15 protein-coding genes and 3 pseudogenes are annotated in these 15,216 nt (G+C 56.0%); 12 read left to right on the top strand and 6 right to left on the bottom strand.

What is annotated here, in order from left to right; genetic code table 11:
* Positions 1–10: 10 nt before the first annotated feature.
* From IEI95_RS08745 to IEI95_RS08735, 3 genes are all read right to left on the bottom strand, one after another.
* Complete coding sequence (locus tag IEI95_RS08745; protein WP_156538362.1) at positions 11–991, bottom strand: phytanoyl-CoA dioxygenase family protein; 981 nt, start codon at positions 989–991, stop codon at positions 11–13.
* Positions 992–1,033: 42 nt separating this feature from the next.
* On the bottom strand, positions 1,034–1,900 hold the full coding sequence (locus tag IEI95_RS08740) for a phytanoyl-CoA dioxygenase family protein (protein WP_156538361.1): 867 nt from the start codon (positions 1,898–1,900) through the stop codon (positions 1,034–1,036).
* A gap of 146 nt (positions 1,901–2,046) precedes the next feature.
* On the bottom strand, positions 2,047–2,691 hold the full coding sequence (locus IEI95_RS08735) for a hypothetical protein (protein WP_156538360.1): 645 nt from the start codon (positions 2,689–2,691) through the stop codon (positions 2,047–2,049).
* Positions 2,692–3,438: 747 nt separating this feature from the next.
* On the opposite strand from IEI95_RS08735, the gene IEI95_RS08730 reads away from it, so the two are divergent.
* The 6 genes and pseudogenes from IEI95_RS08730 to IEI95_RS29375 form a co-directional block, all read left to right on the top strand.
* The gene (locus tag IEI95_RS08730) at positions 3,439–3,684 is read left to right on the top strand and encodes a hypothetical protein (RefSeq protein WP_156538359.1); all 246 of its coding nucleotides are present in this window, start codon (positions 3,439–3,441) and stop codon (positions 3,682–3,684) included.
* A 253-nt stretch (positions 3,685–3,937) separates the two neighbouring features.
* Entirely contained in the window at positions 3,938–4,480 is a 543-nt protein-coding gene (locus tag IEI95_RS08725; RefSeq protein ID WP_194416308.1) for a Fe(II)-2OG oxygenase family protein, read from the top strand.
* Positions 4,477–5,433 (top strand): hypothetical protein, encoded by a 957-nt coding sequence (locus IEI95_RS08720; RefSeq protein WP_156538357.1) that lies wholly within the window; start codon positions 4,477–4,479, stop codon positions 5,431–5,433. Before IEI95_RS08725 ends, IEI95_RS08720 begins: the two co-directional genes overlap by 4 nt.
* 183 nt (positions 5,434–5,616) lie before the next feature.
* A complete protein-coding gene (locus IEI95_RS08715; RefSeq protein ID WP_156538447.1) occupies positions 5,617–6,549 on the top strand; it encodes a 3'-5' exonuclease in 933 nt (310 codons plus the stop codon).
* 171 nt (positions 6,550–6,720) lie between these two features.
* Complete coding sequence (locus IEI95_RS08710; RefSeq protein ID WP_003551724.1) at positions 6,721–6,867, top strand: DUF1127 domain-containing protein; 147 nt, start codon at positions 6,721–6,723, stop codon at positions 6,865–6,867.
* Between the two features lie 406 nt (positions 6,868–7,273).
* A pseudogene (locus IEI95_RS29375) lies at positions 7,274–7,662 on the top strand (ImuA family protein); the annotation flags it as partial.
* Positions 7,663–7,691: 29 nt separating this feature from the next.
* On the opposite strand, the gene IEI95_RS08705 reads toward IEI95_RS29375, so the two are convergent.
* Positions 7,692–8,582, bottom strand: coding sequence for a hypothetical protein (locus IEI95_RS08705; protein WP_194416306.1), 891 nt, complete (start codon positions 8,580–8,582; stop codon positions 7,692–7,694).
* 21 nt (positions 8,583–8,603) lie between these two features.
* Between IEI95_RS08705 and IEI95_RS08700 the strand changes: the two genes are divergently transcribed.
* From IEI95_RS08700 to IEI95_RS08685, 4 genes are all read left to right on the top strand, one after another.
* Complete coding sequence (locus IEI95_RS08700; protein ID WP_156538355.1) at positions 8,604–8,762, top strand: DUF982 domain-containing protein; 159 nt, start codon at positions 8,604–8,606, stop codon at positions 8,760–8,762.
* A gap of 126 nt (positions 8,763–8,888) precedes the next feature.
* Entirely contained in the window at positions 8,889–9,335 is a 447-nt protein-coding gene (locus IEI95_RS29770; protein WP_194416305.1) for a hypothetical protein, read from the top strand.
* A gap of 168 nt (positions 9,336–9,503) precedes the next feature.
* On the top strand, positions 9,504–9,731 hold the full coding sequence (locus IEI95_RS08690; protein WP_122069212.1) for a helix-turn-helix domain-containing protein: 228 nt from the start codon (positions 9,504–9,506) through the stop codon (positions 9,729–9,731).
* Positions 9,728–10,990 carry a type II toxin-antitoxin system HipA family toxin gene (locus tag IEI95_RS08685; protein WP_156538354.1) on the top strand — a complete coding sequence of 421 codons (1,263 nt, stop codon included), beginning with the start codon at positions 9,728–9,730 and terminating at the stop codon, positions 10,988–10,990. The genes IEI95_RS08690 and IEI95_RS08685 overlap by 4 nt, the downstream gene beginning before the upstream one ends.
* A 180-nt stretch (positions 10,991–11,170) precedes the next feature.
* Here IEI95_RS08685 and IEI95_RS08680 read toward each other — a convergent pair whose 3' ends face one another.
* Entirely contained in the window at positions 11,171–12,262 is a 1,092-nt protein-coding gene (locus IEI95_RS08680) for a hypothetical protein (RefSeq protein ID WP_156538353.1), read from the bottom strand.
* A 61-nt stretch (positions 12,263–12,323) separates the two neighbouring features.
* Positions 12,324–12,476: pseudogene (locus tag IEI95_RS29365) on the bottom strand (SDR family oxidoreductase); the annotation flags it as partial.
* A gap of 26 nt (positions 12,477–12,502) precedes the next feature.
* Here IEI95_RS29365 and IEI95_RS08670 point away from each other — a divergent pair.
* A pseudogene (locus IEI95_RS08670) lies at positions 12,503–13,702 on the top strand (helix-hairpin-helix domain-containing protein); the annotation flags it as partial.
* 491 nt (positions 13,703–14,193) lie between these two features.
* Positions 14,194–14,955, top strand: coding sequence for a metallophosphoesterase (locus IEI95_RS08665; RefSeq protein WP_194416304.1), 762 nt, complete (start codon positions 14,194–14,196; stop codon positions 14,953–14,955).
* Positions 14,956–15,216: the final 261 nt, after the last annotated feature.

The raw sequence follows: 15,216 nt of genomic DNA, 5'->3' as shown, positions 1-15,216 counted from the left end.
AGCACGCCGTTCAAGCACAAAGAGGATGGTTAGGTGCAGAAGAGTGGTGGAAATCTGGGCGCGGTACGTCGGCTAATGCCGCGCGTGCGTCTCGCCAAATATTCGCCCACACTTCGGGATCCCGCATCTCGTCGTCACGATTCTTGCGGCTTCGTGCAACGAAACCCGGGAACCATTTACGTCCCGTTGGCTGGCCAGTGGGACAATATCGTAGATCGAAGCTCCATCGCCCACTTTTACTTAGATTAGCAAGGGACGAATGTTTGATAAGCGGATGCAGAAATATCACGTCACCAGGCTTGACCGGTAACGCGATCTGGTTTTCTCCCACTAATGCGTCTGGAATCCCTTGTTTGCCTGGTTGGTTGCAATGCTGAACAAGGCCCTCTTTATGGCTTCCTGGAACGACTACCAAACAGCCGTTCTCCTCGGTTGCTTCATTAAGCGAGAACCATACGCCGAGCATTTTCGTCTGATCAGCGTCTTCTGTCACGACGACAAGATCCTGATGCCAATAAGTCCTCGCCGTCAACGTTTTAGTATGGACCTGTACGTCATTAGACATTTCCTTTTCCGGTGGCTTGATCCTCATGTGCTGAACGGGCACACAATAAATCTCTCCACCAATAAAGTACTCGATAGCATCAAGCAGACGTTCGTTACGCAAAAGACCGAACACTTCTGGCCCAAGATGAATTGGTGTATCGTGACGTATCTTGTCCTCGGCTGGAAGTGTAATATCTAACGCCTGGAAGCATCTGCCTTTTGTTTTCTTCATCAATTCGAGTAGTCTGTCTATCGGAGCTGCTGGACGTTCGTAAGAAATTATTTTCCCAGTCTCTATGTAGGTCTTAGCCAGCTGATCCGCTAGCGCACCATATTCGTCAACAACCGGTTTGATATCCTTTTCTGGATCCAATACGCCGCGGACAATCGCGTATCCTTGTTCTTCGAAATGGTGCAAGAGTTCTCCGGTGAATGCAGCTTCCATGATCTTATCCTCGTTTAAACTGATCGCGCCGTTTGGCGGATATCAATTTGCGGATTGACTTAATTGCTTACGCGAAGAAGCTTGGAGTTCGAAAAGAGACCGCGGCAACCCTTGTGGACGCCATATGGCTGGCGCTGGTCCGCCGAAGCGTGCAAACTTCGCTGGCTCACCACATAGATGGTGGGTAACGGATTCAACGTGAAGCACTTGTTCGCCGTTGAAGATCGGAAATGCATCGGCAGCCCGGTATTCGAAAATCAGTAGGCGGCGCGGCTTGGCCGAAATATTTGCAGCGGAGTAGTGCGGCGCAAGAGGGTGAAGCATGACAACTGTTCCAGCTCCCCCCTCCATTGGAATCGGTTCACCGACGCTTGCCGGGCTCATATCTTCTGTGATCATGCCGGCGAACGAGCCGTCGGGAAGTGTGTGGTCAAAATAACGACCGTGTTGTCCAGGCACAACTCGAAGACAACCGTTTTCTAAGTTTGCCTCATCAAGATAAATTAGTACTCCGACAAGATCGTCATTTGTGTGCGGAAAATATGTCAAGTCTTGATGCCATTCAACTGCCTTGCCGATCTTGGCCGCCTTCATATTTAGCTTACTGTGCTGCAAGCCAATATTTTTGCCAATAAGCGATGCAACTCTGTCGATAATCCGCTGGTCTGTGGCGATTTCGCGGAAGGCAGCGTGTTGCTCGAAAGGATTGAAGATGCGCCGTGGCACCTTTTGTCCGACTTCAGCCGGTTCATAATCGGCTATCCGCTGTTTATCAGCAACCCGATCCGCGTACTCTAGCAATTCGTCGATCGCCGCCATTAAGCGTCTAATATCGGCGGCATCCAATATAGATGGAAGCAGAAGGAAGCCGTTTGCCTTGTATGTCTCAATCTCTTCTGAACTCAGCATATTCTAACGCCTTTTTCCGAGAGTTTTCATCAGAGGAAAAACTGCCTAGATCATTATTGAGCGATAATTCGTTTCAAACCATTCCCAATAATGTCTAATCAGCGGCGGCGGTTTGCGCCGCCGCTTTAAGGGCCGCGACGTAAGGGTTAGAGAGTCGACGCCAGAGTCAGCGTCACGCTACGGATAAATTCAACGGTAACGCCACGGCGCCCTTCGAGATCGATAACCGACGTTGTGTCGTACTTCGTCGCAAGCTCGTAAAGCAGATCGGGAGAGACCTCAGCGCCGAAAGCGGCCAGCACTGCGGCCGCTGTTTCAGGTTTGAAATTCATGCGCGCCGCATGAGCGGGCAGTGACTGTTTGATACGCTGGAACGTTTCCTGGTTAGCGTCGAGCACTTTACGCACGTTGCTGTCGTTGAAACTGGCAAGTGCGTCGTCGAAGCTTTCTACGCCGCGCAACGCCATCAGGGTAACGTCGAGCGAATGATAGGTCGCGATCGACCAGCGCCCTTGAGCGCCTTGGGTAGTAGCATAGTTCAGCGCGCTAATTTTGCCGTGGATCTTCTCGGCCACATTCTGGCTAAACCCGACAGCCACGGCGATCGTCGTCAGTTCCTCCGGCGTCAGGGCAAACATCACACCCGCCCACGAGTCGGTCAGTTCCATTGCCTTGGCCTTAATGCCATCAGCGTTTTCCGGAATTTTTCGAAGCGCGTCGGCATCGACAATTGAAGCCGCAATGATGCTCTCTGCACCTACAACATTTTCCATTCCATGAATTCGAGACATTGGTCGCTCCTTATTTTCAAATTAGAGAAAACACAACTCACCGCTTCTGCAACAAATGCAGGGCAATAGCGGGCAAACATGAATGCACTGAGTTAACGTCGCCGGAAGAGTGAACTTATCTCTTCTTAGAAGAGTGAACTTATCTCTTCTTAAAGGTGCGACATTAACGAATATTCCAACATGATTGATCGTTGTCAATAGCGTTGGTTGTACTTTTTAAAGATCTAATCTGGGAGAAGGTAAGCCAGTAATATTAATTTCAATAGGTTAGACCATGCAGGTGCCGATTGCAGAAAAATGTGAAATGACAACCTAATGAGGCAGCGAGGGCGCGTCGATCGTGTCCTAGTGAGGTGGTATAAGCGCACAATTATCTCAGCGGCCAACGCTGGAGCGCAGCATGCTTTCGATGCCTTCGCCGCTCTTGGTCGGTACGTATCAGTTGAACGTCCGGACATGTTTCGGACTATATTTAAGGGCCTGCCCGAGGCTGAACTGGACAGTCTGCAGTCGGACCGGGAGAGGGCAGCGCGAGCTGAGATCTATTTTGAGGCATCTCGACTGTCCCCCGACGAGGCCATTGAGCTCCAGCAAAAAGCTCGCCTCCATTACCGGTCGATCATCAGGCCTGTTCCATTCCATCATCAGCGACACGCGGAGCTCTTAATCGATATGGGACAGCCAGCAGATGGGGAAACCTTGCTTCGAGACCTCACCACACTGAATAACGAATGGCAGGAGCGCTTGATGGCAAGATCCCGACTTGCGCAGGGAGATGCTTCCGGCGCACTCGAGTGGATCGAAGGGGCTTTGCTCAAGCTTACTGCAGAACGCTTTCGGAGTGAGTTTCTTGAATTGCGGTTTGAGATCCGCAAAGTGCTCAGCGATCGCAATGCAATTGACGATCTGGAGGCTGCGCTTGCCGTGAGCCAGAAGGACAGCGAGCGCTCGCGGTTAGACCAAAGGCTCCAATGCGAGCGTGCCGGCGGTTGAAGGTACCCTTAGTAGGGTTGATTCTCGTCAAGATTTCCCCCCGTTTTGTTTTCCTGTATGCTGCGCCTGGCCGTCCCTAAAGACGAAAACACGCTTATCGTTGTGCAGCCTTTGCGGGTCACGCCGTCAGTTCTAGGAGAAAAGCAACAGTGAACTCGTCAGCGGACACCGGAAGGTCCGAATGATTAACGCGATATTCTCCGCAGTCGAAGCGCGCGGATTTTTTGAATACCCACGGTCTGGCACGCCGGCGATGCCCGCGCTGCGCGCGTTCGTATCGGCCTTGGGGCTTTCGACGATGCGAATAGATAAGCTTCACCCCCGCGAAGCGATGGCTGCGCGACCCAACAGCCTATCCGCCAATCACGGGAAAGGCCGGTTCCCGCCTCATACAGATTTTGCCTTCCTGCCCTTGCCTCCCCGATACATCGCTCTGTTCTGCCCCGTTTCGCGGCCAGGCGCCACGACGCTGTTTTCCGGCGACCGCTTGCGGGCCGCCGCAACGGATTCCGGCACCTTTCGGATTACGACAAGCGCAAAGTCTTACTTCGCCAGTTTCGCCAATATTAGCCGCCACGGTAAATTCTACCGCTATAACTCTGACCTGATGAAGCCCCTTGACCCGAAAGCCAGGCGGCTCTCCGAGGTGATCAGCGATGCACAGCCCGATCACTTTGTGGACTGGGAGAAAATTTCGTGGGTGATTTTCGACAACTGGGGCATGTTGCACGGGCGGCAGGCCATGTCGGAGACCACCGGCTGGCTGTGGCGCCTGGCATTGGAAAAGCACGCATGACATGGGATGCATCGAAGTATTTTGCCAAGGCAAAGCGCTACTGGTCGAAAGCATCGGGTCTGCCCCGCGATGATGACCAATTCCTTCTGTACGTGTCGTTCTTCTGCGAATTTTTTATTCGCGGCGCGCTGGTCCTCAAAAGCCCGATATTGAACGCTGACCTTTCCGAGGACAGCCTGTTGTACGCCGCCGGCGCCGATTCTTCCGATAACGCGAAAACGGTGGGTCTAAGAGTAGCGATCACCCGGCTAAAAGCTGCCTATCCGGATCTGAAGGCCCTCAACTTTGACCCCATCCAGGTGCTTGTTGACGCGAGAAATCGTGAGCTCCATGGCGAGAACGACGAGATAAGTGCCCAGGATGCCAATCAAATACTACCGGCCGTCTATCTCCTTGCGGTAAAAGGCACTCAGTCAACGCAGTTGGACCTGGTGGACCTTATGGGGGAAGAGGATGCCAATACCGCATCGATGGCCGCAAATGCATTCTTGAAAGATCGGTCACAGCGGGTGAGGAGTGACGTCCGGAACGCCAAGGACAGATTCTACGAGCGCAGCCCCCAAGAGCAGGCGGAGCTTCGCAAAAAGGAGGTTGGGTTTGGCTACGCGGTCCAAACCAACGGCGCCCACCTTAAGGCGCATAAATGTCCGGCCTGCGGCTCGCAGGCTGTCCTCGGTGGGAAGCCAGTAGGCGTTAGCCGCGAATTCCTAAGGGATGGATCGCTCATGTACGAAACCCGCGTGCTTCCCACTGCATTTATTTGCAATGTCTGCGATCTCAAACTGAATGGCCTCGCTGAATTGATGGCCGCAGGATTTCCCCACGAAATAACGACTTTGGACGAGAGGGACCCGGTTGAATTTTTCAATGTCGACCCGATGGATTACGTTGACACGGACGAGATCATTCGCGAATACGGGGAAGAGATGAATGGCGGATACCAAGACGAATAGTATCCTCCCGTCGCGATGAGACCTAACACGTTGCTCGCAGGTTAGCTGAAACCGTGCCCCCAGCAACAAGGTTGATCTGCCGATCGTGCCGTGTTTTGAAGGTGGCATATTGGCGGCGAGGCTTTGACAACAGGAATGGCAGAACAGTTTGACATGTTTTCGGAGCAGGCTCCGTGCGACCAGATGGTCACGCGTGGTGCCTCCAAATCGCCAAACACGACAAAGCATGCCACCCCCATGAGCGAAGAGGACATGGTCCGACATTTGTCGGAGACAGGTCGATATCGGATCCTGCAGAAACTTATGCCGCGTGCAATCGCACCATTCGCCCGGCCAGCGTACCCCCTCAAGGGCATCATTCTCGACACTGAGACCACGGGCCTCGATGCTCGCAAGGATGAGATCATCGAGATTGGCGCGATCGCTTTTACCTTCGATGCGGCAGGAAGTATCGGTGACGTGACTGGTATCTACGGTGGGCTTCAGCAGCCAAGTATTTCCATTCCCCCTGAAATCACCAAGCTCACCGGGATCACCGACGATATGGTCGTCGGGCAATCGATCGATATGGCCGCTTTACAGGCGCTGATTGAACCCGCTGATCTGCTGATCGCCCACAATGCAGGCTTCGACAGGCCATTCTGCGAGGCATTTTCTCACCTGTTTTCCGGCAAGGCCTGGGCTTGCTCCAACTCCGAGATCGACTGGTCGTCGCGGGGCTATGAAGGCACCAAGCTAGGTTACCTGATCGGGCAGGCTGGCTACTTCCATGATGGTCATCGTGCGATCGACGATTGCTTTGCACTTCTGGAGGTCCTGGCTCGCGCGATGGATGGATCGGCTTCCACCGCTTTTGCGGAACTCTATGAAGCAAGCCAAAGGTCGCGGGTCCGGATCTTTGCGGAGAACAGCCCGTTCGACATGAAGGACCACCTGAAGGCGCGAGGCTATCGCTGGTCCGACGGAAGCGACGGCCGTCCCAAATCCTGGTGGATCGAGGTTGGGGAAGAGGCGCTCGATGACGAGCTCCGCTATCTCAGGGTCGAAATCTACCGTTATCCCGATGCAGATCCACCCATCAAACGCCTCACCGCCTTCGACCGTTTCCGGGCTTGATGCTATTGCTTTGATCAGCCTCGGAGAAGACCCATGCTTTGGACGCATGGCCGACCTGAGACCTTGTGCCTTATAGACCGACGGCCAAGAGCCTATATTCCAATCATCGAAACGACGTTGGAACCAAGGCATGGTTGCTGGCGTCTAGAGACCTCACGAAAGGGGATCATCATGAACGTGGCACGCTCCTTCAACAACTGGCGCAAGTACCGTCAGACCGTTACCGAACTCGGCCGCATGAGCTCGCGCGAACTGCAGGACCTCGGTATCAATCGTGCCGACATCCACAGCGTTGCCCGCCAGTCGGTCGCCCGCTAAGCGGCTTTTTCCTGCCCATCCTGATTGACACTACGCCCGCTGATGACGCGGGCGTTTTTGTGTCTGGCCGCCGAGAGGCGTTGTGCTGGAGGTCGCTCTCATCAGGATTAGGTCGTGCATTTTCCGCATAGCTGCACTGCAGCAAAGTCTGTTTCGTGTGCGGCGGAAACTGGTACCTTAGTATTCACCGAAGCGATGCACCTCCTCCCGCAGAGCTTCGAATTCAGACGGTCCACTCCTCCTCCCAAAGGTCGTCTGTCGGAACAGCGGCACTCCTCCTCCCAGCCGTTGTTCGGTTCTTTTCGGAAAGCCTGCCGCACCTCCTCCCGCGGCAGGCTTTTTCGTTTTCGGGGCCGGCGCGATCAGGGCCCCAAATCGAGTTGCCGATTCTTGCCCGCACTCCGACATCGTCGCGCGCACCAAGGGCAATATCCTCTGGTGCCTGGCACGGCCGGATCCGTTCGCGCCTGCCTTGGCGTGAGGCAGGGCTTCATCATGAACGGGTGATCTATGTCGAAGCCGACCAGGGAGGATGTGCTCACAAATTTCGAGGAGGGTCTGCGTTTTGGCGGGCTCTGCGCCGTTGTCGCCGAGCTGGTGCGACTGCCTATGGCCGCCTCGCGACGGCTACAGCTTGCGGCGGGAACGATCGGAATTGCGGTTCGTCGATGACTCCACCCGCCGGGGGCAGCTGAATTCGGGGAGCCGACGGCCGCCACCACGCGCTGGCGCATCAGCGTTCTTCCCTCTGAGCCGCTTCCCGTGCCGGGCATCGAGCGGGCGCGGTGGCTGGCGGTGTTCCAAACGAATAGGCAAAGCGCGGCTCAGCCGCTTTCCTCTAGGAAAGTATACAATTCCTTCCCGCGCTTGACACGTTCCCGCATGTCGTTGAAGTCTTCAAACGTGCCGCCATCTTCAATGTACGGTTTGTAGCCATGATATAGTGCCATGGACCTCACCCGCGAGACGTCGCGGCCGTGGTCCACTCGGCTTGCAAGAGCATCGGGACTGTCGTACCCCTCGCGGACAATAGCGGCCAGCGTGGACAACACCGTTGGAATAGGAGTGGTCGGTTTGCCCGCGAGTTCATCGTCGGCATTTCGAGCAACAAGGATTCTCGCTGGAAGGCCCGCTATAAATGCTAAGTCCTGGACAACCCTAAGCGCGAACTGCCGTGCGAACTTGCAATTGCCGACGTCCTGGAGCCCGGTGTAGTGACGCTCGATTTCGCACAGCGGTCGCGCGGACATCCAGACTGGCAGAATTTTCAGAAGCGCAGCCAAACCCAGTTTTCCTCGCTCGTCGTCCGAGGGCAGTTTCTTGTACGCTTCGCCGAAAAGCCCTTCAAGGTTTTCGGGCCTCACGAAATCCAGCAGTCGCTCGGGAATGTCGGCAATCCACTCGAGGAGTTCCTTTATGATCTCGAGCGCGGTCCCTTCGAGAAAGCCATCGTCGATCAGGGATTGAATCCCCCGCAGATCCTGCACCGGAACGCCGGTCGATCCGGAGACCAGGTCGATCCACCCTCGTTCCGACGCGTTGCCCATCAGTGCCTTCGCTTCGATCGCGGCCTCGATACGGCTCTCTATCCAGTCTTGGTCCCCGTCCCGGCGCGCCCTGTAAGCAGCGAATGAGCGGGAGAGCATTTTTCTCGCGCCGTCAAAATCGTCCTCACCAGACGAGAGAGGCAGCTTGCTAACAAGATAGGACGGCATGCCACCTTCGACCGCACCGAGATGAATTTGATCCAATATGTGACCGCGCTGATGATCTGCGATGCTGTCCTGAGTGGTGGTGAGGACGATACGCCGGAACATGCGCGGGAAGCCTTCATTGAGGCGGCATATGAGGCCGGATTATCGATTCTCGACGAGAGCGACGGGCCAGATTTCTAAGATAAAGAAGCTTATTGATACTCAGGTTGCCAAATCGCCCGTAGGTGTGATTGGTACTGAAGGCGGGCAAGGTTCACGACAGCGATGGAAAGCTCGATGTTACCGGGCTTTTGCGGGCAGGGGCGCATGGCGACATTCAAGGGAAAAATTCTGCGGTCGCTCGGGCTGCATCGCAGAGCCAATGAGGCAGATGCCGAGGGCGAGGAGCGCGGCCTGCTGGCAGCGGAGCATCGGAAGCCGGAGAACAGCCAACCTCGCAAGGTCACCTATCACGAGATTATGGAAGATCTTGCCACCGGGGAGCCGGGGAGTTTCCTCGATCGTAAGATCCAATCTTTGATGGCCTCCGATTTGTGGCCGCCTCAGTCGATGACCGAGACCTTCGACAAAGTTCGGGAGAGCGGACAGGACAATGCCTGGACTACGTCCGTGACGGGGGTCTCGAAGCTCATCATAGTCTCAGGTGAACGATCCTGGCAGCATTCAAGGCCTCCTCAACAAGACCGGAAGGGCGATCGTGCCCGGCAGGGGTTTCGAACGGCCACATCCCCAGTTCCTGAGGTGGCATCGTGAGAATTGCTTCAAGCAGTGAACGTGAATGCGGCCTTTGCCTTTGGTTCATTGCTCCCGAACGGGTCTATTTCGACACTGCGAGCAAGAAAACCTGCAAATCATCCCGATCGGTTCTTTTCGCTTCCATTTGTAGCTTTCGCTGATATAATCGTCCCGATAGGGGTGATTATGGAAAACATCAAAGATACAAAAAGCCTCGGCATTTTGATCCGTCAGGAGCGCAAACAGCAAGGGTTAACCCAGGAGCAACTCGCCGGGGTGATTGGCGTGGGCGTACGTTTTCTGCGTGAACTCGAGGCCGGCAAAGAGAGCTGCCAGATTGGCCGTGCGATGCAAGTCTTGGCCGGTCTTGGCCTTATTGTTTCGGTCGGGCGTCGCCAGAGTTTGCGATCATGACCCGCGTATTAGACGTCTATTTTCGCGACACCAAGGCCGGCGTGCTCGCCCGGCTTGACGACGGCCTGCTGACTTTCGCCTATGATGGCGCGTACCTCCTGAACCAAAGATCGCGGGCGATATCCTTCTCAATGCCCCTGCAAGAGGAACCATTTGGTGACCAGGTGGTGCGCCCTTTTTTCTCCGGGCTGTTGCCGGACGAGGGCGCACGGCAACGGCTTGCTGGGGCGCTAGGCCTTTCGGCAGGCAACGCTTTTGGACTGTTGGAAGTTATCGGTGGCGAATGTGCAGGGGCCTTGTCACTCTACCCCACTGGTACTGCGCCCGAACCTTCCGGCCAGTCCCAAGCGGAAACTCTCACTCCGGAACGTCTGGATGAAATTCTCAGCAGGCTGCGGACACGGCCTTTGCTTGGTGGAGACGAAGGCATTCGCCTATCGCTCGCCGGCGCGCAGGACAAACTGGCGGTCATTGTCGATGGAGATTCCATTGCCTTGGCGAGAGATGGTCGACCAACGACCCATATCTTGAAACCAGTCATCCAGGCGTTGGAAGGCACGGTGGAGAATGAGTATTTTTGTATGCGCCTTGCTGCCCGCCTCAAGCTACCGGTACCCCATGTCGAGATACGCCTTAGTGGAGCCACTGCTTTTCTCCTGGTGGAACGCTATGATCGGACGAAGGCTGCAGATGGCATCATCGAGCGCCTGCATCAGGAGGACTTCTGCCAGGCCCTTAGCGTACCGCCGGAGTTGAAGTATGAGACTGAGGGCGGACCGGGAACAGAACGGGCTCTCGGGCTAATCGACAAGGCCTGCGCTAGACCTGTCGCGGATCGGTTGCAGTTCATCCGCATGCTGATCTTCCATTATCTCGTCGGCAACGCCGATGCCCACGGCAAGAACTACGCCCTGCTTTATGGCTCCGATGAACCGGATCTCGCACCGATCTACGATGTCGTTTGCACGGCCGTTTATCCTCGCTTGTCAAAGAGGCTCGCCATGAAGATTGGCGGCCGCGATGTGCCCGACACGATCCAGCTGAAGCATTGGGCGACACTTGTGCCGGAAACCAAATCTTCTCAGCGCATCCTTGTTCGCGACCTTGCCCAAATGGCGGAACGGATTGTGAGCGAGGCTGATATCCTTCTTGCAGAGTTGGCATACGAGGGGATCAATCATCCCATCCTGAGCGCAATTCGCAAGGTCATCTCAAGTCGGGCTGGTTTGCTACAGAGAGCCGCGGAGCAGGTGTCTTAAGCAGTTGAATGGTCTCGGATATCCAGCGCTTTGTCCCTCGACCAACGGGCCGGCGGTTCGTATCCCTTCAAGAGCCCATATGTTTATTGGCTGACGCACCGCGAATTGAAGAATGAAGCAACTGCAGTCAAGACTTAACAGTTACAAGTTCCAACCTTTTAATCAATTGAATCTCCGGCATCATTTCCAGCTCATGTGATCTGCTGCGGCGCATCCGAACGGTGCTCTGTTTTCACCGAAGCGCTTCTTCAGCTGATCGCAGCCCCAGCGGTTCATTGGTGCAGGCATCATATTGTTGATGTCCATGCCAGGAGATTGAAATTGTGTGGGTGAGGTCGTCACATACCAAAGCCAAAAACCGCACAGGCCGACGATCAGCAAAAGCAACGTCCCGAAGAAAATTTGCAGGCCTTTCCAGGCCGACATCGTCTTTTTCGGCGGATGGCTAGCTGGCGTGTCGTCAATACTGGCGTGATCTGCGAAGGGTGCCAGTGCCGAGGTTCGCTCGTCTTCGGTCAATGCAACGCGCTGGAGGCGGTCATCCAGAAGGACGGGCAGGGACGTGGTGCCGTGTCGGACGGCCAAGCCCAAAAGTTTGCCGTTGGCTTCGCCGACGATCAGGGGTTCGGCGCCCTGGGTCATGCGTGTGTAAGCGGATCTGCCAGTTTTATCGGTGGCGATCTTGTCGTTGTAGGTAACGGAAAAAATGTTGCTTTTGCGGTCGAAGGCGGTAATTTCCACCGGCACGGGTTGGAGCAAGGCGGGTCGGCGTAACTGGCTCTTAACCCTTAAAATGCGCAGGGCCAGGAAAATCATGCCGATGCCCAAGCCGCCCAGTGCAAGGGTGAAGATTGCGAGCGTTATGATGCGGTTCCAGAGCTTGTCTAGGCCAAGGCTTATCGTTGCCAGTTCTGGATGATCTGCCGAAATGACCAGTGCAGTTTCATAGTCGCCCACATGAAAATCGACGAACATGACGTCGACCTTCGTGTCGTAGCTCTGGCCGTTGACGTTATAGACAAGCCGAGCCTTGCAGTCGGTGAGGATCGCTTTTCGCGTCGTGCATTGACCATCCTGGATATCACCGTCCTCCACCACCACTGGGTTCTGGTTGATGAGGAAATCGCGATAGACGCCTGGTCCCTCCCAGAAAAGGAGAAAGGCCGCGAGCGCGAGGATAATGGGAGGAGACCAGAAGTAAGCGCGAGGGATCGAGATAACATCGGATGCCAGCGAGAACGGGCGGTTGGGGAGATGAAGCGTCGGCGTCAATTTCGTGGTCTTTCCATTTCAAACATTAACAGTAACGACAGGTCGGATCAGGACAAGTGGATCACAGCATCGCACGGCTGAGCCCGCCATCGACGGGCATGGCGATGCCTGTAACATAGCTTGCTTCATCGCTGGCGAGAAAGGCGACCACCTCTCCGAATTCTTGTGGTGTCCCATAACGTCTTATCGGGATTTCTTTCTGGCTTGCGGCGGCGATGACGCTTGCGTCCACCCCACGCTCAGGGGATGGTGAAGAATGGCTACACCGAGGAATTCGCCGAAAAGACCTTCACGCAGCTCGAGGGTTTCGGCTCCTATGGCTTTCCCGAAAGCCATGCCGCTTCCTTTGCTCTGATCGCCTACGCCTCGTCCTATATCAAATGCCACTATCCGGATGTGTTCTGTGCCGCCCTCATCAACGCGCAACCGATGGGGTTCTACGCGCCCGCCCAGATCGTCACAGATGCCCGGGCCCATGGTATTGTAATCCGGCCGGTTTGCATCAACCGTTCGCGATGGGATTGCACGCTCGAAGAGATCGAGGGGACCGACAGCCATGCCGTGCGCCTCGGGATGCGTCTGGTAAAGGGGCTGCCCGAACAGGATGCGGCAAAAATCGCGGTGGCGCGCGGCGGCGATCCCTTCGTTTCGATCGACGATATGTGGCGGCGCGCCGGCGTGTCGTCGGCCTCCCTGGTCAAGCTGGCCGAAGCCGATGCGTTCCGGCCGTCCCTGAAACTTGAAAGACGCGATGCGCTCTGGGCGATCAAAGCCTTGCGTGACGAACCCCTACCTTTGTTTGCCGCGGCCGCTGATCGCGAGCGGGCGGTGATTGCCGAACAGCAGGAACCGGATGTGGCGCTTCGGCAAATGACGGAAGGCGCCAATGTCGTCGAGGACTATGGCCATACCGGCGTGACACTGCGTGCCCATCCGGTCAGCTTCCTGCGCGAGGATCTTACCCGCCGAACTATTGTCACCTGTGCCGAGGCGACATCGGCGCGCGACGGGCGATGGTTGATGACGGCGGGTCTGGTTCTCTTCCGTCAGAAGCCGGGCAGCGCCAAGGGTGTGATGTTCATGACCATCGAGGATGAGACGGGCGTCGCCAACGTTGTCGTCTGGCCAAGCCTGTTCGAAAAACAGCGCCGCGTCGTGCTGGGATCCTCAATGATGGCGATCAACGGCAAGATCCAGCGCGAGGGCGGCGTCGTGCATCTGGTGGCGCAACGTATGTTCGATCTGACCGCCGATCTGGCGAGCCTGGGCGAGCGGGACACCTTCCGGGTGCCAACAGGACGTGGCGACGAGTTCGCGCATGGTTCGCCGGGTAACCCCGACAGCCGCGAGCGGCCGCCGATGGGCGTCAAGGCGCGGGAAATTTACGTGCCTGACTTGCATATCGACACGCTGAAGGTGAAGAGCCGGAATTTTCAGTGAGTGCGGTGGGCGGCTACAGAGGGGACGCGCTCAAAAGCAAGGCGACAGGGACACTCAGCGCTGACGCGGTCAATGCCCACGGAGATGCCAACTTGATCAGGCGCATTTTTCGTGCGCGTCCTTCGTCCCACTCGGATGCCATGCTCAGTCATCCGCGTCGTGATGCCGACATGGTGGAAACGATGGTCGAAACTGGTTTGCAATAACGGTAGACGTGGCTGGTGCCGGCCACATTTTCTTTGATCTCTTTTGAGGAGACGTTGTGATGCCCCATGGGGTCGCACTATTCCGTTCATGGCAGGAACGCGCGATAGGCAGGGCGGAAAATCTCGCGCCACACTCACTTTTGGTAGCGTGCCACCGCCCGCATGGCCTATAGGAATGCCACCGCCGAGGTTTGGCCCTGGTCCCGTCCCCGCCGCTCCAAGCTCCGACATGTTGCAAGCATAAGGGCGATCGCCACGCGTTGGCTTCGCCTGCAGGAAAAAGTAGTGATACCGACCGAGAGCTTACCATCCACCGTCTATGCCATTGCCGACGTCCATGGACGCGCCGATCTTCTCGAAGCCATGCTTGGATACATTGCCGCCCATGCGAATAATCATCAATCTAAGCCAGTCGTGATCTTTCTGGGCGATCTGATCGATCGCGGCCCTCACAGTCCGAAGGTACTCGATCAGGTCTGCTTGACACTCGATCTCTATCCGGGCTCCCGGCTCATTCTCGGCAATCATGATTTTTACCTGCGTGAGCTCCTTCGCGGTGCTCTCACCTATGAGGACGCTGTCAATTGGATGGACTGGGGAGGCGTCGCGACAGTGAGTGCATATTCCAGTCGTCCGGTGCCAGATTTTGAGAATATCGCCGCCGATATCCGCCGCGTCTTCCCACATCATGTGAACTTGCTCGAAAACGCGCACACGTTCATGGAAATGGGCCGCTTCTGTTTTGTTCACGCTGGAATACGTCCCGGCATTCTGCTCGCAAAACAGGACGAATACGACTTGCGCTGGATCAGGGCCGGTTTTCTCGACCACATGGACGTCCTTGACCACGTCGTTTTACATGGTCACACGATCACAAAGTCGCTGCGGCCCGAAGTTTACTCAAATCGCATAGCACTGGATACCGGAGCGTATCGGACTGGCCGGCTGAGCGCCGCCGTTATCAGGCACGATGAGCTTTTACACTTCGTATGTACCGAACTGACCGAGAGCGGTTCCATCGAGGTCGGCGAGTGGCGGCCCGACTAATCGATAGGGAAGAGTAGATCGCTGTCACGGACTGTGTCGTGAAACTCGGACGTTGGCTCCGCCTTCGCGACAGACTGAAATGGAACGTTTCTTCCGGGGGCAGTCGGTCCCGCCTTCCGCTTTGCGGCGCTATGCTAAGGCTCCTGCGGCTCCCCTTTTCCGGGCGATCCATGTCGAGAATTCCCGCTTTCCCGCCCTGTTCGGCCGGCGCGATGCTGAAAGCTCCGATGCTCTTCTATGTTTTGCTCCGGGCTATGCCCG

This window comes from Agrobacterium vitis (assembly GCF_014926405.1).
Lineage (GTDB): Bacteria > Pseudomonadota > Alphaproteobacteria > Rhizobiales > Rhizobiaceae > Allorhizobium > Allorhizobium vitis_H.
The sequence above is the reverse complement of the archived record's forward strand: the minus strand, read 5'-3'. Positions and strand labels throughout refer to the sequence as shown.